We start from the raw sequence: 19,917 nt of genomic DNA, 5'->3' as shown, positions 1-19,917 counted from the left end.
TCAGAAATCCTTGCGCAGTTGCACGCCGAAGTAGCGCTCGTCATCCCGTGGCACGGCGCGGTAGATGTAGCTGCCGCCACTGGCCAGCAACGGTGAGTAGGACTTGTCGGCGAGGTTCTTGCCCAGCAGCGCCACGCGCCAGCCGTTGTTGTAATCGGCGAGAGCGACGCTGGCATTCCAGATGCCGTAGGCACCTTGTTTGGTGTCGGCGTTCTGGCTGATGTCGTACTGCACTTCGCTCTGCCAGCTGTAGTCGGTGCCGAGCTCGATATCCAGACCGTTGTCCAGCGGGATGGTGTAGTCGGCGCGCACGTAGCTTTTCCAGTCCGGGCTGAACGGCAGCGGCTTGCCATTTACGTTGCACGAGGCCGCCGCGCCCGCCGGGCAACTGAATTGGTCGATGCGCGCGCGGGTATAGGCCAGTGCACCGGAGAACTTCAGTTGCTGGGTCGCCTGCAAGGCGTAATCGAGTTCGACGCCTTCGGTGCTGACGCTGCCGGCGTTGATCAGGCGCGTTACCACTTGCCCGGCGACGGTGTCGAAAAAATTCGCCTGGTAGTTGTCGTAATCGCTGTGGAACACGGCGAGGTTGGTGGTCAGCCGGTTGTTCCAGCTGGTGGCCTTGATCCCCGCCTCCCAAGTATTCGAGGTCTCCGGCTTCAGCGCTTCGGTGTCACGTGGCTGCATGTTGAAGAACACGTTGTAGGCCGGGCCTTTGTAGCCGCGCGAGTAGGTCAGGTACGTGGTGACTGCATCACTGAGGTCGTACTGCACGCCGAGCCGGCCGGACCAGCCGTCCTCGTCCACCGAACCGGAACTGCTGGTGGCCGGCTGGATGCCGCTGACTGTGGTCGCCGACGTGGAGACGCGGCGGTGATCGTATTCCAGATCATCGTGGGTGTAGCGCAGGCCAGCGATGCCACGAAAGTCCGAGGTGAAGTTCAGCGTGGCTTCGCCGAACGCGGCGTAGCTGTCGCTGGTGGTGCTGTAATCGGCGACGCCACGGTCGGTGCGCGTGGTGGTGGTCAAGGTGCGCTGATAGGTCTCGTCGTCCTTGCCATGCATGTAGAACAGGCCGCCAACGTATTCGAGGAACTCACCTTTCGGCGAGGCCAGGCGCAGCTCCTGCGAGTACTGATCGAAGGCCAGATCGCCCTTGTCGGCGGTGCCGGGGAACGCTGCGCTGATCGTGCTCAGCCGATCGCCATCCTGATACTGGGTGTTGTCCCAGCCGCGCCACGCGGTGATCGAGGTCAGGGTGTAATCGCCCAGTTGCCAGTCGAGCTGGCCGGACAGGCCCTTGTTGGTGTCCTCGACATGGCTGCGGGTGTCGGTGTTGATATCGCGGTTGTGGCCGCTGGCGTAGACCGGGCTCAACGCGTTGGCGAATGCCGGGGTCAGCGACTTGCTGACCACGCCGTTGGGGCCGTCGTCGTGGGACTGCATGTAGTCGGCGATCAGGGTGAAGGTCACGTCATCGTTCGGGGTGAACTCGAGTTTGCCGCGCACGCCGCGATGGTTGTAGCCGTTGACCTCCTGGCCGTTGTACTTGTTATCGACGTTGCCGTCGTAAGTGCCGAACAGGGTGCTGATCGAACCCTTGAGCGTGTCCGGAATCAGGCTGCCGCCAATGCCGAAGCGGGTGCGGCTTTCGTTGCCGCTGTAGTACGACTGGTCGATGTAACCGTGGGTCTCGTTAGTCGGCGCCTTGCTGGTGATGTTGAGCACACCAGCCGAGGCGTTCTTGCCGAACAGCGTGCCCTGCGGGCCGCGCAGCACTTCGACGCGCTCCAGATCCAGCAGATCAAGGGTCGATTGACCGGGACGCGCATAGACCACGCCATCGATCACCGTGGCCACTGTTGGCTCGACGCCGGGCGAGGTGGAAATCGTGCCGACGCCACGCACGAACAACGAGGTGTCCTTGTTCGACGCACCGGTACGGAAATTCAGCGACGGCACTTGCTGAACGATGCTCGCCACGCCGTTGCGGTTGTCGCGTTCCAGTTGTTCACCGTCGATCACCGAGACTGCCACCGGCACCTTCTGCAGCGACTCTTCACGGCGGGTGGCGGTGACTGTGACGGACTTGAGGGTCGGCTCTTGCTCGCTGCTGTCGGCGGCGAAAGCCGTGGGCAGCGGCAACGCCGCCAGCCCGGTAAAGATCCAGCCAGCGGCGCGAATCGACTGCGCCAGTTTGTGTGTCGCCCCAGGAATGTTGTGCATGGTTGCCCGCTCGAAATTGGCCCTGAACCGCTGCCGTTCTGCGACGACAGCGCCTGAATCGGTGTCTTGGGCATTCGCTCGAGCGAGTAGCAGACAATGCGCTTTGTTAGCGCTAACATCGCCAGTATTGGCAAGCTCGGCATAGAGCGTCCAATACTGAAAAATTACTTTTATATGCGTTTTGGTTTTTAAGAGGGAGCGAGCCTTGAGCCAGGAAAAGCCCCGCAAACGCCGTGGCGCCGGACGCGTGACCCTGAACGCGGTGGCGCGCGAGGCTGGCGTTTCGGCGATTACCGTGTCGCGCTATTTCAATCAGCCGGAATCGGTCTCGCCGGAGCGCCGCGAGCGCATTGCAGCAGTAGTCGCCGAGCTGGGTTACGTGCCGAATCTGGTGGCCGGCGGACTGGCGTCGGCGCGGGGCAAAATCGTCGGCATGGTGATTCCGAACATCTCCGGGCCGATCTTTGCCAACACCATTCAGGGCTTCAGCGACACCCTCAGCCGCCACGGTTATCAATTGCTGCTGGCGTCGAGTTACTTCAGCACCGAGCAGGAAGAAAACGCCGTGCGCGCGTTTCTCGGCTGGTCGCCGGCGGCGCTGGTGTTGACCAGCCACTTCCACAGTTCGGGCACGGAAAAGATGATCGCCGAAGCGGAGATTCCGGTGATCGAAACCTGGGATTACCAACCGGATCGCGAGCCGATGCAGATCGGCTTTTCGCACTATGAAGTCGGCGTGACCGCTGCACGTTATCTGTACGACAAAGGCTATCGCCGCATCGCCTTCGTGCAGAACAGCGCCGCCGGTGACCTCAGTGCACTGGAACGTCGCGACGGTTACGCCGCCACCCTGCGCGAATTCGGGCTGGAGCCGTGGGTGTTCGTCCCGGACGCCGACCGCGCACCGTTCGAGGCCGGCAAGCAAGCGATGGAAGCACTGATGAACGCCGCTGCCCGCCCCGAGGCGATCATCTTCGCCAACGACAACCTCGCCGCCGGCGGCCTGCTCGCCGGGCAACGCGCCGGCATCAAGATCCCCGAAGACTGCGCCGTGCTCGGCTTCGGCGATTACCCGTTCGCCGAGATGCTGTTGCCGAGCCTGAGCACGATCAACCCCCCGGCACTGGAGATTGGCGTGCTGGCGGCGACGCGGGTATTGGAAAGCCTTGGGGTGTTGCCGCGCGATGATGTGCAGCGGCTGAATCTGTTGCAGTGCGATGTGATCGAGCGCGAGAGCACCTGATCAAAATGGCCTAGGCTGGATTGGCTATGCTCCAAGTAACACCGAGGTGGCCCCTTCGCGAGCAAGCCCGCTCCCACAGGATTTTGGTTGTACGCAGAATCTGTGAATGACCGAGATCACTGTGGGAGCGGGCTTGCCCGCGAAGGCGTCCGATCAAGCACCGCATGACCCGCAGGCACGCCTATGCACACCGCCATCATCATCTTCTTCGGCCTGGTCCTGCTCGCCCTGATGCTCTACATCGGCGAGCGCGTTGGCTTCAGTCGGCAAACGTTGGCCTACAGCTTCACCGCGCTGTGGCTGGCGTTGACGGTGATCAATGGCGCGGTGGGGGTGGTGCATGCCGGGCAGCCGCTGGGATCGGAGATCGCGGTGGGCAGTGCGGTGTTCGGGGTGCCGATAGCGGCAATGGTGTTGTTCATGGCGCTGAGCGCCGGGTCGTGAAACGTCCCGGCGCTCAGTTGCCGATCAACGCACCAGATGCAGGAACTGCATGTGGCGTTCGTACTGGTCGAGGATGTCGTTGATGATCTGTTCCTTGGTGTAGCCGACCAGATCGTAGTCCTGACTGCCCTCGCTCAAGTGCACTTCAGCGCGGTAGTAGCGGCGGTTGTTGAGTTGCTTGGAACCCATGCCACCCCGAGCGAACGACGGTGTGAAGTAACCGCGCATCTGCACTTGGTAGATGAACGGATGCTGCTCACCGTGGCCGATTTCCAGGCTGATGTTGTCGTGCGCCGGGTCCGGCTGGGTGACCACGTTCAAGCCCTTCTCGACGAATACCGCCGTCACTTCTTCAATCGCCGGGCGTACCGTGGTGTCCATGAAACGGTACACCTCGTCGCGCGACGGGAAGTGCACCGCCTGGCTCAGACGCTGGCGCCAGCCGCCCGTGCCACGCCGCGAGCCGGAGACCGGTGCCAGCGAATGCAACTGCGCGATCTGTTTCTGCGACTCCAGATAGAACGCCTTGTGCAGGCCCCACATCATCAGCAGCAAAATCATCGAGAACGGCAACGAGGTCAGCACTACCGCCGATTTCAGCGCATCGATGCTGCCGGAAAACAGCAGCGCACTGGTGATCAACGCGGTCATCGCGCCCCAGAACACTCGCAGCCATTTCGGCCCGTCTTCGTCCGGGTTGCCGCCCTTGGCCGACAGGGTCGAAAGCACTACGGTACCGGAGTCGGCGGAAGTGACGAAGAACACGAAGCTGATGAACACCGTCACCGCGATGACGGTCTTGCTCCACGGGTAGGTCTCCAGCAGCAGGTAAAGGCTCATCGACGGATTGTCGAGGGCCGACATGCCCAGTGCCGACATCCCGTGGTTGAGCACCTGATCGATCGCGCTGTTGCCGAAGATCGACATCCACGCCAGGGTGAAACCGAGCGGAATCAGCAGTACGCCGAAGACGAATTCGCGGATGGTCCGACCACGGGAAATCCGCGCGATGAACAGGCCCACGAACGGCGACCATGCGATCCACCAGGCCCAGTAGAACACGGTCCAGCCGCCGAGCCAGTCGCTTGGCTTGTCGTAGGCGTAGAGGTCGAAACTCTTCATCGGCAAGGCGCCGAGGTAATCGCCGAGGTTCTGGATCAGGGTGTTGAGCAAGTGCTGGGTGGGCCCTGCGAACAACACGAACAGCAGCAGCGCACAGGCCAGCAGCATGTTGATGTCGGACATGACCCGTACGCCCTTATCCACACCCGACACGGCGACGATGATCGCCGCGCCCATCATCAGCGTGATCAGGCCGACCTGAATCCACTGGGTGTGTGCGATGCCGAACAGGTAGTCGAGACCGGAGTTGAGGTGCAATACGCCGAAGCCCATGTCGGCGCCCAGACCGAACACCGTGGCGATGATGCCGAAGCCGTCCACCGCGTAGCCGATGGGGCCGTTGATGCGCTTGCCGATCAGCGGGTACAGCGCCGAACGCAAGGCCAGCGGCAGGTTATGCCGGTAGGCGAAATAGGCCAGCGCCATTCCGACGAAGGCGAACACGCCCCAGCCGTGCAGGCCCCAGTGCAGAAACAGAATCTGCATCGCCTGCCGCGCCGCATCGGCGGTGCCGGCTTCGCCTTGTGGCGGTTGGGCCAGGTGCGTCAGTGGCTCGGATACGCAAAAGAAAAACAGCGTGATGCTGATCCCGGCGGCGAACAACATGCCGGCCCAGGACAGGTAACTGAACTCGGGTTCGTCGTGGTCGGCACCGAGTTTTATCTTGCCGTAGCCCGATAACGCGGTGACCACCACGAAGACCAGATACAGGGTCATCGCGAGCATGTAGTACCAGCCGACCGTATTGGCCGCCCAGTTTTGCGCAGCCAGCAACCAGGCTCCGGCCTGCTCCGGCATGGCGATGACAACCAGACCAAACAGCAGAATGACCGTCGCGGCGAAGTAGAACACCGGCGGATTCATGCGGACCAGGCCGCTGGTGGGAGTAGACGATGCACTCATGAAACGTGCACCTCGAGGGGTTGAAACGTGGCTGAAATGATCGGACTCAGCAAAGGCAAGCCTCCTGTTGTGAGCGGGCAGCGAACCACCGGTTTAACTTGAATGAACGTTCAAGTTAAACATGGATAGGGTGGTAAGGACTAATCGCAGGGCCAGGCGGTAGTTTTCCTACAGTAGCCCAAGGAGGGGTATGACGCGGGTTTGAGGGGATTCGTTCAATGGAGAATTGGCTGAATGCCATCAACCTGATTCGATGGGCAAATTGTGGCGAGGGAGCTTGCTCCCGCTGGACGGCGCAGCAGTCCCAATCCGGCGTCAGTCGCAATTGGGAGTCCTGCGGCCTCCAGCGGGAGCAAGCTCCCTCGCCACAAACGAACTGGAAATCTTACTTCTGCGTCCCGTCATCATGCTGCAGATTGGCCTGGGTCAGGTTGCTCCCCGCCGGCACGCTGCGCGTCAGCCACACATTACCGCCGATGGTCGAACCCTGGCCGATGGTGATCCGTCCCAGAATTGTCGCGCCGGCATAAATCACCACGTCGTCCTCGACAATCGGATGGCGTGGATGGCCCTTCTGCAACTGCCCGTCTTCATCCGCCGGGAAGCGCTTGGCGCCCAGAGTAACAGCCTGATAAATCCGCACCCGCTCGCCGATGATCGCGGTCTCACCGATCACCACACCCGTGCCGTGGTCGATGAAGAAACTGCGGCCGATCTGCGCGCCCGGGTGGATGTCGATGCCGGTGGCCGAGTGCGCAATCTCCGCGCTGATTCGCGCCAGCAACGGCAACCCGGCGCGATACAGATGGTGCGCCAGGCGATGGTGAATCACCGCCAGAATCCCCGGATAGCACAGCAACACTTCATCGACGCTGCGTGCCGCCGGATCGCCGTGATAGGCGGCCAGCACGTCGGTGTCGAGCAGGCTGCGCAGGCCCGGCAAGGCCAGGGCAAAATCCTGAATGATACGGATCGCCTGAGCTTCGACGTCGGCATCGCCTTGAGCGCTGTGCCGGGCGACATAACGCAATTCCAGCCGCGCTTGCGCCAGCAAGGCATTCAATGAGGTATCGAGGGTGTGGCCGACATAGAAATCCTCACTCTCTTCACGCAGATCCACCGGCCCCAGTCGCATCGGGAACAACGCACCACACAGCGCCTCGAGAATCTCGGCCATCGCGGCGCGGGACGGTAACTCGCGGCCACCCTGCTCGCCGCTGGCCCGGCCATTCTGGGTACGCCACTGATCCCGCGCGGTACGCAGTTGGCTGACGATGGTCTGCAATTGCCAATGGCTGGAACGCTCGCTCACGGTAAAGACTCCTCACGGGCGGCCGGACGGTCGGGCCGCGTCAACGGCGACTACTTTACGGCATGCCCGCGAGGGCGAATTAAGAACCGATAGTGCTGGACTAAGCACATTTGGCTATAAGCAATTCACGGTTGCCCCGCTAAAACGGCCTGCCTATAGTCCTGTCATCTTCCTCCGCCAGTACGGGCTCATGATCAAACAACAGCTGGATCGCTTTAACCGTCTCGACCTGCTCGGCCAACCCACGCCACTGGAAAAACTCGAACGCCTGTCCGCGTGGCTGGGCCGCGATGTGTACATCAAACGCGATGACCTGACGCCACTGGCCATGGGCGGCAACAAGCTGCGCAAACTCGAATACCTCGCCGCCGACGCCCTCGCCCAGGGCGCCGACACGCTGATCACCGCCGGCGCCCTGCAATCGAACCATGTGCGCCAGACCGCCGCATTGGCGGCCAAACTCGGCCTGGGTTGCGTGGCGCTGCTGGAGAATCCGCTGGGCACCGACGACAGCAACTACACCGGTAACGGCAACCGCCTGCTGCTCGACCTGTTCGACACCAAGGTCGAGCTGGTGGACAACCTCGATAACGCCGACGAACAACTGGCCGCACTCGCTGTGCGCCTGCGCAGCAATGGCAAAAAACCGTATCTGGTGCCGATCGGTGGCTCGAATGCCCTCGGTGCATTGGGCTACGTACGTGCCGGTCTCGAACTGGCGGAGCAGATCAAGGACACCGGCCTGGAATTCGCCGCCGTGGTGCTGGCCTCGGGCAGCGCCGGTACCCACAGCGGTCTGGCGCTGGCGTTGAGCGAAGCGCTGCCGCAATTGCCGGTGATCGGCGTGACCGTCTCGCGCAGCGAAGAAGATCAGCGCCCGAAAGTGCAGGGGCTGGCCGAGCGCACGGCGGAGCTGTTGGGCGTGAAATTGCCGGAGCACTTCAAGGTCGAGTTGTGGGACGAATACTTCGGCCCGCGTTACGGCGAGCCGAATGCCGGGACACTGGCGGCGGTGAAACTGTTGGCCAGTCAGGACGCGGTGCTGCTCGATCCGGTTTATACCGGCAAGGCCATGGCCGGCCTGCTCGACGGGATCGGCCGCCAGCGTTTCAACGAGGGCCCGATCATCTTCCTGCATACAGGTGGGGCGCCGGCGTTGTTTGCATATCGGGATTTTCTGTAACCGGTAGATCAAAAGATCGCAGCCTGCGGCAGCTCCTACAGGAGTACGCATTCCAAATGTAGGAGTTGCCGCAGGCTGCGATCTTTTTCGCGAACAGTAAATATTCCATAAAGGAATAACATTTCAAATATTAAGTATTTTCAAGTCTAAAGCAGACATCTTATAGTCTCGCCGCAGGCGAATTTCGGGCAAGACGCATAAGCTGCTTTAGGGCACGATAACGCAGTCGTTGAATTCCCGGATTCGCCAACTTTCCTTAAGCGTCTTCCATAAGAAAACACAGGGGCTTGTCATGAATTTTTCCGCACTACGTCGCAATCTGCTGGTAGGTTCGCTGGGCCTTGCACTGAGCGCCGGCCTGATCGGCCAGGCAACCGCCGGTGAGCAGCTGCAACAGATCAAGGACAAAGGCGTTATCAACGTCGGCCTGGAAGGCACTTATCCACCGTTCAGCTTCGTTGACGAGAACGGCAAACTGTCCGGTTTCGAAGTCGAACTCTCCGAAGCCCTGGCGCAAAAGCTGGGCGTCAAAGCCAAGATTCAACCGACCAAGTGGGACGGTATCCTCGCGGCGCTGGAATCCAAACGTCTGGACGTCGTGGTCAATCAGGTGACCATCTCCGACGAGCGCAAGAAGAAGTATGACTTCTCCGAGCCGTACACCGTTTCCGGGATTCAGGCGCTGGTGCTGAAGAGCAAAGAAGCCGCGCTGAACATCAAGACCGCCGCCGACCTGTCCGGCAAGAAAGTCGGTGTCGGCCTGGGCACCAACTACGAACAGTGGGTCCGCGCCAACGTGCCGGGCGCTGACGTGCGTACCTACGACGATGATCCGACCAAGTTCGCCGACCTGAACAACGGCCGCACCGACGCCATCCTGATCGACCGTCTGGCCGCGCTGGAATACGCCAAGAAAGCCCCGAAAACCGTGGCTGCCGGTGAAGCGTTCTCCCGTCAGGAATCCGGTATCGCACTGCGCAAAGGCGAGCCTGAGCTGCTGGCTGCGGTGAACAAGGCTCTCGACGAGCTGCGTGCCGACGGTACCCTTGAGAAGCTGTCGAAGAAATACTTCAACGCTGACGTCACCAAATAATGGAAGAAGCTTTCCAACTCGCACTGGACTCCGCGCCCTTTCTGCTCAAGGGCGCGTATTACACGGTCATCCTCAGCCTGGGCGGCATGTTCTTCGGCTTGCTGCTGGGCTTCGGCCTGGCCTTGATGCGCCTGTCGCGCTTCAAACTGGTGAGCTGGATCGCCCGCATCTACGTGTCGTTCTTTCGCGGCACGCCGTTGCTGGTGCAACTGTTCGTGATCTATTACGGCTTGCCGCAATTGGGCCTGGAACTGGATCCGCTGCCAGCGGCCTTGATCGGTTTCTCGCTGAACATGGCCGCCTACGCCTGTGAAATCCTCCGTGCGGCGATCGGTTCGATCGAGCGCGGCCAGTGGGAAGCCGCTGCGAGCATCGGCATGACCCGTGCGCAAACCCTGCGCCGGGCCATCCTGCCGCAAGCCATGCGCACGGCATTGCCGCCGCTGGGCAACAGCTTCATCTCGCTGGTCAAGGACACGGCACTGGCCGCCACCATTCAGGTGCCGGAACTGTTCCGTCAGGCGCAACTGATTACCGCCCGGACTTTCGAAGTCTTCACCATGTATCTTGCCGCCGCGCTGATCTACTGGATTCTGGCCACGGTGCTGTCGCACCTGCAGAACAAGCTGGAAGAACGGGCCAATCGGCATGACCAGGAGTCCTGACCCATGATTGTCGTGGAAAAACTGACAAAGCAGTTCAAGGGTCAAGAGGTGCTCAAGGGCATCGATCTTGAGGTGAAGGAAGGCGAGGTCGTGGCCATCATCGGCCCCAGCGGTTCGGGCAAGACCACGTTCCTGCGCTGCCTGAATTTCCTCGAGGAGCCCACCAGCGGCCGGATCAAGGTCGGCGACATCGAAATCGATACCCGCCGCCCGCTGAGCCAGCAACAGAGCCTGGTGCGCAACCTGCGCCAGCACGTGGGTTTCGTGTTCCAGAACTTCAACCTGTTCCCCCACCGCACTGCACTGGAAAACGTCATCGAAGGGCCGATCGTGGTCAAGAAGATGCCGCGCGAGCAAGCCGTTGCCCTGGGCATGAAGCTGCTGGCCAAGGTCGGTCTGGCCGGCAAGGAAGATGCGTATCCGCGTCGTCTGTCCGGTGGTCAGCAACAGCGCGTGGCGATTGCCCGGGCGCTGGCGATGGAGCCGGAAGTGATCCTGTTCGACGAGCCGACTTCGGCCCTCGACCCGGAACTGGTGGGCGAAGTACTGGCGACCATTCGCGGTCTCGCTGAAGAAAAACGCACCATGGTCATCGTCACCCACGAAATGGGTTTCGCCCGCGACGTGGCTAACCGTGTGGTGTTTTTCGACAAAGGCGTGATCGTCGAGCAAGGCGAAGCCAAGGCGTTGTTTGCCAACCCGAAAGAAGAACGCACCAGACAGTTTCTCAGCAAGTTCCTGAATCACGCCTGAGGTATTTATTACCTTGAATCATAACTTCCATGGACGGAAGTTTAATCTCCCCCACCTGAATAACTTTTAAATCCTTCCAGCTTAAAATCTGTCAAAACAATACATATATGTTCTGCAACAGATAAAAGTTATCTTCAGCGCGCTTCCGTGCCTGTGAAATGATCTAAACGGGCCAGCACAAAATCACAAAAATTCGCGAAAAACCGTAGTTCCATTCGCCATCACCGCTAGGCAGCATGCCTCATCAGCGTAGGACGCTTCTGATTAACCGGTAATTCACGGATTAACTAAGCCGCTCTATTGACACTCTTTCCGGCACGCTCTTATCTAGTCGCCAACCGGCACCCATTAGTTGAATCAATCCGTACTCAGCCCGAACAGAAGTTCACGGTTGTATTACCGATTCATCACGCCTTTTGTTGTTTCAAGAAACGGAATTCGCTGCAAGACTTCAAGGAGAGAACCCGATGACCCGCACTTCGCACGCCCCCGAACTGGCAGCGCCGAATCTGGCGTCCGCATCCAAAAACGCCATCAATCTGGCCGCTGCCGCGCATTTGCTGATCGATGTCCTGCCCTACTCCGGCATGGACGCCGGTGATCTGATCGAACTGTTCTGGAACAACTGCTACGTTGCCTCGCGAGTCTTGACCAGCGAAGACGTCGGCGCCTCAATCAGCCTGCGGGTGCCGGAAAGCTTTATCGCCAGTGGCACCGCACGGATTCACTATCGAGTGATGCAAGTCGGTCAGGGGCCGGCACTGTCGGCGGCCACGCGGGTCCAGGTCAAACTCGACTGCCCCGGCGGCCAGCCTTCGCCGCTGTGCGGTGACGAGAATCAGCAACTGGCGCCCGTCACGCTGCCCGACACCATCCGCCGCCAGGGCGTGAACCCCAATCAGATCAAACGCGGCGTGCCGCTGACCATCGAACCCTACCTGAACATGGCCGAGGACGACGCCATCACCCTGCGCTGGGGCGACGTACGCATGGACCTGGCACCGATCACCGCAGCGGATGTCGGCCTGCCGATTCAGGTCTGGGTGCCACCGGCAGTAATCGTCGAGGGCGGTGAGGATCTGCGCCTGGACGTGACCTACTGCGTCATCGACTGGGTGGGCAACAACTCACGCTGGGCACCGCCACGGACGCTGAAGATCGGTTGCGTGAATCCTTATCTGAAGGTGCCGCTGCGCCAAACGCTGAAGGCCGCTGAATCGCGCAAAGAAGAACGCTGAACTTTGTGGCGAGGGAGCTCGCTCCCGCTGGGGTGCGAAGCGCCCCCAGAACCTGCAGACTGCGTTTGTTCAATTGAAACGTGGATCAGGTTTCGCGACTGCTGCGCAGCCGAACGGGACGGTGCGACGAGTCGACAAGCTCCCTTGCCACAGACTTCAGTCGCCGAAACAAAAAAGTTGTTAACCAGCCGGGCCACTCACCCTTCTATACATATTCCTAAAAGTTAGTTTATTTAATATTTATACACGCTTAGGGTATATGAACCGGACCACCGGACATTCTTTCGTTCGCCGCACTTTTGCGGCGTTTTTCATGAGATGTGAGGTAGGTAGTATGGTCCGGAACACAATCACCCCAGTGCAGATCGCCAGGGCATTGCGTGCAGCCAAGGAGCGGCACTGATGTCCAGTCTGGCAGACGCAAACGTCCAGTCGGATCTGGACATCGCCCCGTTGTTGTTGCCCGCGCAGGTCTTGCGCAACGACGCCCAAGCCATCAAGGCTGCCCACGATCTGGCGCAAGTCGCCCGCGTGCAGGCCGCCAAACGTGATCGTCAGCGCAAGCTGCCATGGTCGGAAATCGAACAGTTCACCCGCAGCGGCCTCGGCAGCATTGCCATCCCGCGCGAATACGGCGGCCCACAGGTTTCGTTCGTCACGTTGGCCGAAGTGTTCGCGATCATTTCCGCGGCCGATCCTGCGTTGGGACAGATCCCGCAGAACCAGTTCGGCATCATCAATCTGGTGCTCGGCAGCGCCACCGAAGCGCAGAAAAAACAGCTGTTCCAGAGTGTTCTGGAAGGCTGGCGGATCGGCAATGCCGGCCCTGAACGCGGCACCAAAAACACCCTGGAATTGAAAGCTCGTATCACCGCCGACGGCGATGACTACGTGATCAATGGCCAGAAGTTCTACTCCACCGGCGCGCTGTTCGCGCACTGGGTGGCGGTCAAGGCGCTCAATGACGACGGCAAGCAGGTGCTGGCCTTCGTCCGCCGTGGCACCCCGGGCCTGCGCATCGTTGATGACTGGTCGGGCTTCGGGCAGCGCACCACCGCCAGCGGCACGATTCTGCTGAACAACGTGCGCGTCGAGTCGAGCCTGGTCGTCGATAACTGGAAGATCAACGAAAAGCCCAACACTCAAGGCGCCGTGTCACAGCTGATTCAGGCAGCCATCGACGCCGGCATCGCCCGTGGCGCCATCGACGACGCCATCGAATTCGTCAAAACCCGCGCGCGGCCATGGATCGACGCCAAGGTCGAACGCGCCAGCGATGACCTCTACGTGATCGCCGACATCGGCAAACTGAAAATCGAACTGCACGCGGCTGAAGCACTGTTGCGCAAGGCCGGCAAAGTGCTCGACCAAGTCCACGCCGCGCCGCTGACCGCCGAGTCCGCTGCCCGCGCTTCGATTGCGGTGGCCGAAGCCAAAGTGCTGACCACCGAGATCTCGCTGCAGGCCAGCGAAAAACTTTTCGAGCTGGCCGGCAGCCGCGCGACCCTCGCCGAATTCAACCTCGACCGCCACTGGCGCAACGCCCGCGTGCACACCCTGCACGATCCGGTGCGCTGGAAATATCACGCGGTTGGCGCCTATCGCCTGAACGGTACTTTGCCGGCCCGCCATTCCTGGATCTGACGACCAGACATCTGGAGAGAAACCTATGACTTTTTCCCACCCCGTCGCGGTCATCACCAGCGATGAGCAAGCCCTGATTGTCGCCAGCGACCTGGCCGAAGATTTCAAACGCGACAGTGCCGTGCGCGACCGTGAACGCCGCCTGCCACTGCCGGAACTCGACGTGTTTTCCCGCTCCGGCCTGTGGGGCATCAGCGTGCCCAAGGATTATGGCGGCGCCGGTGTGTCCAACGTGACCCTGGCCAAAGTCATCGCCCTGATCGCTCAGGCCGACGGCTCTCTTGGGCAGATTCCGCAGAACCATTTCTACGCCCTCGAAGTGCTGCGGGTGAACGGCAGCCACGAGCAGAAACAGCGGCTGTATGCCGAGGTGCTGGCCGGCCAGCGCTTCGGCAATGCTCTGGCGGAACTGGGTACCAAAACCGCTCACGACCGCGTCACCAGCCTCAAGCGTGACGGCGACGGCTACCGCATCAACGGGCGCAAGTTTTATGCGACCGGCGCGATCTACGCGCAGCGCATCCCGACGTCCGTGGTTGATGAAAATGGCGTGCAGCAACTGGCCTTCGTCCCGCGTGACAGCCAAGGCCTGACGGTGATCGACGACTGGAGTGGTTTCGGTCAGCGCACCACCGGCAGCGGTTCCGTGGTGTTCGAAGACGTCTACGTTGCCGCCGAGGACGTGATCCCGTTCCAGAGTGCCTTCGAGCGTCCGACCACGGTCGGCCCGCTGGCGCAGATCCTTCACGCCGCCATCGACACTGGCATCGCTCGCGCCGCTTACGAAGATGCCCTGCACTTCGTGCGCAGCAAGACCCGGCCGTGGATCGACTCCGGCAACGACAAAGCCACCGAAGACCCGCTGACCTTGAAGAGCTTCGGCCACTTGAGCATTCGTCTGCACGCCACCGAAGCACTGCTGGAACGCTCCGGCGAATTCCTCGACAAGGCCCAGGCCGAGACCAATGCCGAAACCGTCGCTGCCGCGTCGATTGCCGTCGCCGAAGCACGGGCGATCAGCACTGAAATTTCCCTGGCGGCCGGCAGCACCCTGTTCGAACTGGCCGGCAGTCAGGCGACCCTGATCGAGCACGGCCTCGACCGTCACTGGCGCAACGCCCGGGTGCACACCCTGCATGACCCGGTACGCTGGAAGTATCACGCGGTGGGCAACTACTACCTCAACGATGAAAACCCTCCGCTGCGAGGGACGATCTGATGAGCGCCGCAAAAAAGAAGATCCTGCTCAACGCGTTCAACATGAACTGCATCGGCCACATCAACCACGGGTTGTGGACGCATCCACGCGATACCTCGACGCGCTACAACACCATTGAATATTGGACCGAACTGGCACAGTTGCTGGAGCGCGGGCTGTTTGACGGGCTGTTCATCGCCGACATCGTCGGCGTGTACGACGTCTACCAGAACTCGGTGGACGTCACGCTCAAAGAGTCGATCCAGTTGCCGGTCAACGACCCGCTGCTGTTGGTGTCGGCGATGGCCGCCGTGACGAAAAACCTCGGCTTCGGTCTCACCGCCAACCTCACTTACGAGCCGCCCTATCTGTTCGCCCGCCGCATGTCGTCGCTCGATCATCTGAGCCGTGGTCGAGTCGGCTGGAACATCGTCACCGGTTATCTCGACAGCGCCGCCAAGGCCATGGGCCTGCGCGAACAGGTCGAGCATGACCGTCGCTACGATCAGGCCGACGAGTACCTCGAAGTGCTCTACAAACTCTGGGAGGGCAGTTGGGAAAACGGCGCGGTGCTCAATGACCGTGAGCAGCGCATCTACGCGCAGCCGGAGAAGGTGCACAAGGTCGAGCACCACGGCGAGTTCTATCAAGTCGAGGGTTATCACCTCTGCGAGCCGTCGCCGCAGCGCACACCGGTGCTGTTCCAGGCCGGCAGTTCCGATCGCGGTTTGCTGTTCGCCGGGCGTCACGCCGAGTGCGTGTTCATCAGTGGCCAGAACAAACCGTCGACCAAGGTGCAGGTGGACAAGGTCCGCGCCAGCGCGGTCGAAGCCGGACGCAATCCCGAGGACATCAAGGTGTTCATGGGCCTCAACGTGATCGTCGGCGCGACCGAAGAGGCCGCGTGGGCCAAGCACGCCGAGTACCTGAGTCATGCCAGCGCCGAGGCCGGCGTCGCGCATTTCTCGGCGTCCACCGGCATCGACTTTTCCCGGTATGAAATCGACGAACCGATCCAGTACGTCAAAAGCAACGCCATCCAGTCCGCGACCAAGAACCTGCAGAACAACGACTGGACCCGACGCAAATTGCTCGATCAGCACGCCCTCGGTGGCCGCTATATCACCGTGGTCGGTTCGCCTGAGCAAGTGGCGGATGAACTGGAAGCGTGGATCGCTGAAACCGGGCTCGACGGCTTCAACCTCACGCGCATCGTGACCCCGGAAAGCTATGTCGATTTCATCGAGCTGGTGATTCCGGAGTTGCAGCGGCGTGGGTCGTACAAGACTGCGTATGAGAGTGGCAGTTTGCGCGAAAAGCTGTTTCACGGTGAGGCACATTTGCCCGAGCAACACACCGGCTCTTCGTACCGCCGCTAAAAGCATCGCGAGCAGGCTCACTCCTACAGGGGAACGCATTCCAAATGTAGGAGTGAGCCTGCTCGCGATGAGGCCCGACCAGACACCACAAAATTCATGCACTGACTGGAAACCACACCATGATCAAGAAACGCCTGTCCCACCCAGTCAAAGCACTGGCCCTGGCCTTCGGCCTGTTCAGTTCGGCGGTGTTCGCCGCCGATGCACCCCTGAAAATCGGCACCACCGCCGCGTTCGCGATTCCGCTGGAAGCCGCCGTCGAAGAGGCCTCCAAACAAGGCCTGAAAGTCGAACTGGTGGAGTTCACCGACTGGATTGCACCGAATGTCAGCCTCGCCGCCGGCGACATCGATGTGAATTACTTCCAGCACATCCCGTTCCTCGAAAACGCCAAGGCCGCCTCCGGTTTTGACCTGGTGCCGTTCGCCCCGGGGATCATCAACAACGTCGGCCTCTATTCGAAAAAATACAAAAGCTTTGACGAGTTGCCTGAAGGCGCCAGCGTGGCCATCGCCAACGACCCGATCAACAGCGGTCGCGGTCTGCAACTGCTGGCCAAGGCTGGCCTGATCACCCTGAAACCGGGGGTCGGCTACAAGGCCACCGAAGACGACATCGTCGCCAACCCGAAGAAGATCAAGATCCTGCAAGTCGAAGCCGTGCAACTGGTGCGCGCCTACGATGACGCCGATCTGGTCCAGGGCTACCCGGCCTACATCCGTCTGGCGAAGACCTTCGACGCCGGCTCGGCGCTGCTGTTTGACGGCCTCGACCACAAGGAATACGTGATTCAGTTCGTGATCCAGCCGAAGAGCAAGGACGACCCGCGCCTGATCAAATTCGTCGACATCTACCAGCACTCGCCGGCCGTTCGCGCCGCGCTGGATAAGGCCCACGGCAAGCTTTATCAGGCCGGTTGGGAAAGCTGAACATGACAGCCGCGATCCAACGGCGACTGGAGATTCCAGAGCCAGAAAATGCTGAAAAAACCGAACTGCATCCCGAGCTGAATCGCGCCCATGTGCGCTTTATCGGCCTGGGTAAAACCTACGAGGGTCGGCAAGGCCCGGTCGCGGCCCTGCAAGGCATCGATCTGGCGATCCAGCGCGGCGAGGTGTTCGGCATCATCGGCCGCAGCGGCGCCGGCAAGTCGTCGCTGATCCGCACGATCAATCGTCTGGAACAACCGACTGCGGGGCGCGTACTGATCGATCAGGTCGACATCGGCGAGTTCGATGAGGATCGTCTGGTCACGCTGCGGCGGCGCATCGGCATGATCTTCCAGCACTTCAACCTGATGTCGGCCAAGACCGTGTGGCAGAACGTCGAACTGCCGCTGAAAGTCGCGGGTGTGCCGAAGCCGCAACGTGAGCAGAAGGTGCGTGAACTGCTCGAACTGGTCGGCTTGCAAGCCAAGCACAAGGCCTACCCGGCGCAGCTTTCCGGCGGGCAGAAGCAGCGTGTCGGCATCGCCCGCGCATTGGTGCATGACCCGGACATTTTGCTGTGCGACGAGGCCACTTCGGCGCTCGATCCCGAGACCACTCAGTCGATCCTCGGCCTGCTGCGCGAGATCAACCGACGCCTCGGCCTGACCATCGTGTTGATCACCCATGAAATGGCGGTGATCCGCGAAATCTGCGACCGCGTGGTGGTACTGGAACACGGGCGGATCGTCGAGCAAGGCCCGGTCTGGGAAGTGTTCGGCAATCCGCAGCACGAGGTCAGCCAGACCTTGCTCGCGCCGCTGCAACACGCCTTGCCGGCAGAACTGCAAAGCCGTCTGCATGCCTCGCCGCCCTCTTCAGAGGCAGCGGTAGTGCTGCGCTTGCAGTTCACCGGCAGTGCCAGTGACGAGCCGGATCTGGCGGCATTGTTCGCCGCTCTCGGCGGTCGAGTAAAACTGCTGCAGGGCGGCGTGGAGCGGATTCAAGGGCATGCGCTGGGGCAATTGCTGCTGGCCGTGAGCGGCTCGGCAGCGAGCGCCGGACAATTGCGCGAACGTGCCGGGCGGTGGGCGCAACGGGTGGAGGTGCTGGGTTATGTGGTTTGATCGTTTGCTCCAGGGATTCATCGACACCTTTCTGATGGTCGGCGTGTCGTCGCTGATCGCCTTGCTGGTGGGGATCCCGATGGCGGTGATTCTGGTCACCAGCGACAAGGGCGGGATCTATCAGGCGCCGCTGCTCAACCGGGCGTTGGGCGCGTTCGTGAATCTGTTCCGCTCGATCCCGTTTCTGATTCTGATGGTCGCGCTGATTCCATTTACCCGATTGATTGTCGGCACCACGTACGGGGTGTGGGCTGCGGTGGTGCCGCTGACGATTGCCGCGACGCCGTTCTTCGCCCGGATTGCCGAAGTGAGCCTGCGTGAGGTCGATCACGGCTTGATCGAGGCGGCGCAGGCCATGGGCTGCCGGCGCTGGCATATCGTCTGGCATGTGCTGTTGCCTGAAGCGCTGCCGGGGATCGTCGGCGGGTTCACGATTACGCTGGTGACGATGATCAACTCGTCAGCCATGGCCGGGGCGATTGGTGCCGGCGGTTTGGGCGATATCGCTTACCGCTACGGCTATCAGCGCTTTGACAGCCAGATCATGCTGACGGTGATTGTGTTGCTGGTGGCGTTGGTGGCGGTGATTCAGTTGGGTGGAGATCGTCTGGCGCGGGGCCTGAACAAGCGTTAAGGCATGCCGCGCCTCTGAAACCGCTATCGCGAGCAGGCTCACTCCTACAGGGGAACGCATTTCAAATGTAGGAGTGAGCCCGCTCGCGATGGGCTGCGCAGCGGCCCCGCTGGTTGGCGTATATTCGGCAAATCCCAACTGCCGCGCAGCCCTCGACCATGAAGCAAACCCCCACCGATCTGGAACAGATCACCGCCACCACCCTCGGCCACTACAACGCGGTGGCCGAAGACTTCCGCGAAGGCACCCGCGACCACGATGTCAGCCAGAACATCGACGCGCTGCTACGGCATATCCACGGCACTGCGCCGTTCACGATTCTCGATTTCGGCTGCGGCCCGGGACGCGACTTGCAGACGTTCACCCGCCTGGGCCATGTCGCGGTCGGCCTCGACGGCGCGGAAAAATTTGCGCAGATGGCCCGCGAAGACAGTGGCTGCGAGGTGTGGTGTCAGGACTTTCTGAAGCTCGATCTGCCGGCCGAGCGCTTCGACGGGATCTTCGCCAATGCGGTGCTGTTTCATGTGCCGTTGCAGGAATTGCCGAGAGTGCTCAAGCAGTTGCATGGCACGCTGAAGCCGGGTGGGGTGTTGTTCAGCTCCAATCCACGCGGGGATAACCGTGAGGGCTGGAATGGGCCACGCTACGGCTCATATCACGACCTGGACGCGTGGCGCGGGTTATTGGCGTCGGCGGGGTTTGTCGAGCTTGAGCATTACTACCGGCCGACGGGATTGCCGCGCGAGCAACAGCCTTGGCTGGCCAGCGTCTGGCGTAAATCTGCGTAGTCCATTCTGACGCCATCGCGAGCAGGCTCACTCCTACAG

General features: G+C 61.1%; 17 protein-coding genes. 14 read left to right on the top strand and 3 right to left on the bottom strand.

What is annotated here, in order from left to right; translation table 11 throughout:
• Entirely contained in the window at positions 1-2,226 is a 2,226-nt protein-coding gene (locus tag ACS4NR_RS23040; RefSeq protein WP_456018430.1) for a TonB-dependent receptor, read from the bottom strand.
• Positions 2,227-2,431: 205 nt separating this feature from the next.
• Here ACS4NR_RS23040 and ACS4NR_RS23035 point away from each other — a divergent pair, with 205 nt between their 5' ends.
• Positions 2,432-3,469: a LacI family DNA-binding transcriptional regulator gene (locus ACS4NR_RS23035; RefSeq protein ID WP_456018429.1), complete on the top strand. Its 1,038-nt coding sequence runs from the start codon at positions 2,432-2,434 to the stop codon at positions 3,467-3,469.
• 183 nt (positions 3,470-3,652) lie between these two features.
• The gene (locus tag ACS4NR_RS23030) at positions 3,653-3,913 is read left to right on the top strand and encodes a hypothetical protein (RefSeq protein WP_456018428.1); all 261 of its coding nucleotides are present in this window, start codon (positions 3,653-3,655) and stop codon (positions 3,911-3,913) included.
• 24 nt (positions 3,914-3,937) lie between these two features.
• Here the strand turns inward: ACS4NR_RS23030 and betT are convergent, their stop codons facing one another.
• Both betT and epsC read right to left on the bottom strand, forming a co-directional pair.
• A complete protein-coding gene (gene betT / locus ACS4NR_RS23025) occupies positions 3,938-5,899 on the bottom strand; it encodes a choline transporter BetT (protein ID WP_166496387.1) in 1,962 nt (653 codons plus the stop codon).
• A gap of 424 nt (positions 5,900-6,323) precedes the next feature.
• Positions 6,324-7,250, bottom strand: coding sequence for a serine O-acetyltransferase EpsC (epsC, locus tag ACS4NR_RS23020; RefSeq protein ID WP_095137901.1), 927 nt, complete (start codon positions 7,248-7,250; stop codon positions 6,324-6,326).
• Positions 7,251-7,440: 190 nt separating this feature from the next.
• On the opposite strand from epsC, the gene ACS4NR_RS23015 reads away from it, so the two are divergent.
• From ACS4NR_RS23015 to ACS4NR_RS22960, 12 genes are all read left to right on the top strand, one after another.
• Positions 7,441-8,433, top strand: a complete 993-nt coding sequence (locus tag ACS4NR_RS23015) for a D-cysteine desulfhydrase (RefSeq protein WP_456018427.1) — start codon at positions 7,441-7,443, stop codon at positions 8,431-8,433.
• A gap of 292 nt (positions 8,434-8,725) precedes the next feature.
• Positions 8,726-9,526: a cystine ABC transporter substrate-binding protein gene (gene tcyJ / locus ACS4NR_RS23010; RefSeq protein WP_456018426.1), complete on the top strand. Its 801-nt coding sequence runs from the start codon at positions 8,726-8,728 to the stop codon at positions 9,524-9,526.
• Entirely contained in the window at positions 9,526-10,191 is a 666-nt protein-coding gene (gene tcyL / locus ACS4NR_RS23005; protein ID WP_003220607.1) for a cystine ABC transporter permease, read from the top strand. Before tcyJ ends, tcyL begins: the two co-directional genes overlap by 1 nt.
• A gap of 3 nt (positions 10,192-10,194) precedes the next feature.
• Positions 10,195-10,944, top strand: coding sequence for an L-cystine ABC transporter ATP-binding protein TcyN (gene tcyN, locus ACS4NR_RS23000; protein WP_095137897.1), 750 nt, complete (start codon positions 10,195-10,197; stop codon positions 10,942-10,944).
• Between the two features lie 467 nt (positions 10,945-11,411).
• The gene (locus ACS4NR_RS22995; protein ID WP_166496312.1) at positions 11,412-12,182 is read left to right on the top strand and encodes a hypothetical protein; all 771 of its coding nucleotides are present in this window, start codon (positions 11,412-11,414) and stop codon (positions 12,180-12,182) included.
• A 402-nt stretch (positions 12,183-12,584) separates the two neighbouring features.
• Entirely contained in the window at positions 12,585-13,826 is a 1,242-nt protein-coding gene (locus tag ACS4NR_RS22990; RefSeq protein WP_456018425.1) for an SfnB family sulfur acquisition oxidoreductase, read from the top strand.
• 25 nt (positions 13,827-13,851) lie between these two features.
• Entirely contained in the window at positions 13,852-15,045 is a 1,194-nt protein-coding gene (locus ACS4NR_RS22985) for an SfnB family sulfur acquisition oxidoreductase (RefSeq protein WP_456018424.1), read from the top strand.
• Positions 15,045-16,403, top strand: a complete 1,359-nt coding sequence (locus tag ACS4NR_RS22980; RefSeq protein WP_456018423.1) for an LLM class flavin-dependent oxidoreductase — start codon at positions 15,045-15,047, stop codon at positions 16,401-16,403. The genes ACS4NR_RS22985 and ACS4NR_RS22980 overlap by 1 nt, the downstream gene beginning before the upstream one ends.
• 119 nt (positions 16,404-16,522) lie before the next feature.
• Positions 16,523-17,332: a MetQ/NlpA family ABC transporter substrate-binding protein gene (locus ACS4NR_RS22975; protein WP_095137892.1), complete on the top strand. Its 810-nt coding sequence runs from the start codon at positions 16,523-16,525 to the stop codon at positions 17,330-17,332.
• A 2-nt stretch (positions 17,333-17,334) separates the two neighbouring features.
• A complete protein-coding gene (locus ACS4NR_RS22970) occupies positions 17,335-18,456 on the top strand; it encodes a methionine ABC transporter ATP-binding protein (protein ID WP_456018422.1) in 1,122 nt (373 codons plus the stop codon).
• Positions 18,446-19,090, top strand: coding sequence for a methionine ABC transporter permease (locus tag ACS4NR_RS22965; RefSeq protein WP_027611182.1), 645 nt, complete (start codon positions 18,446-18,448; stop codon positions 19,088-19,090). Before ACS4NR_RS22970 ends, ACS4NR_RS22965 begins: the two co-directional genes overlap by 11 nt.
• A 158-nt stretch (positions 19,091-19,248) precedes the next feature.
• A complete protein-coding gene (locus tag ACS4NR_RS22960; protein WP_456018421.1) occupies positions 19,249-19,878 on the top strand; it encodes a class I SAM-dependent methyltransferase in 630 nt (209 codons plus the stop codon).
• Positions 19,879-19,917: the final 39 nt, after the last annotated feature.

It is taken from the genome of Pseudomonas sp. JQ36 (genome assembly GCF_053851495.1).
The sequence above is the reverse complement of the archived record's forward strand: the minus strand, read 5'-3'. Positions and strand labels throughout refer to the sequence as shown.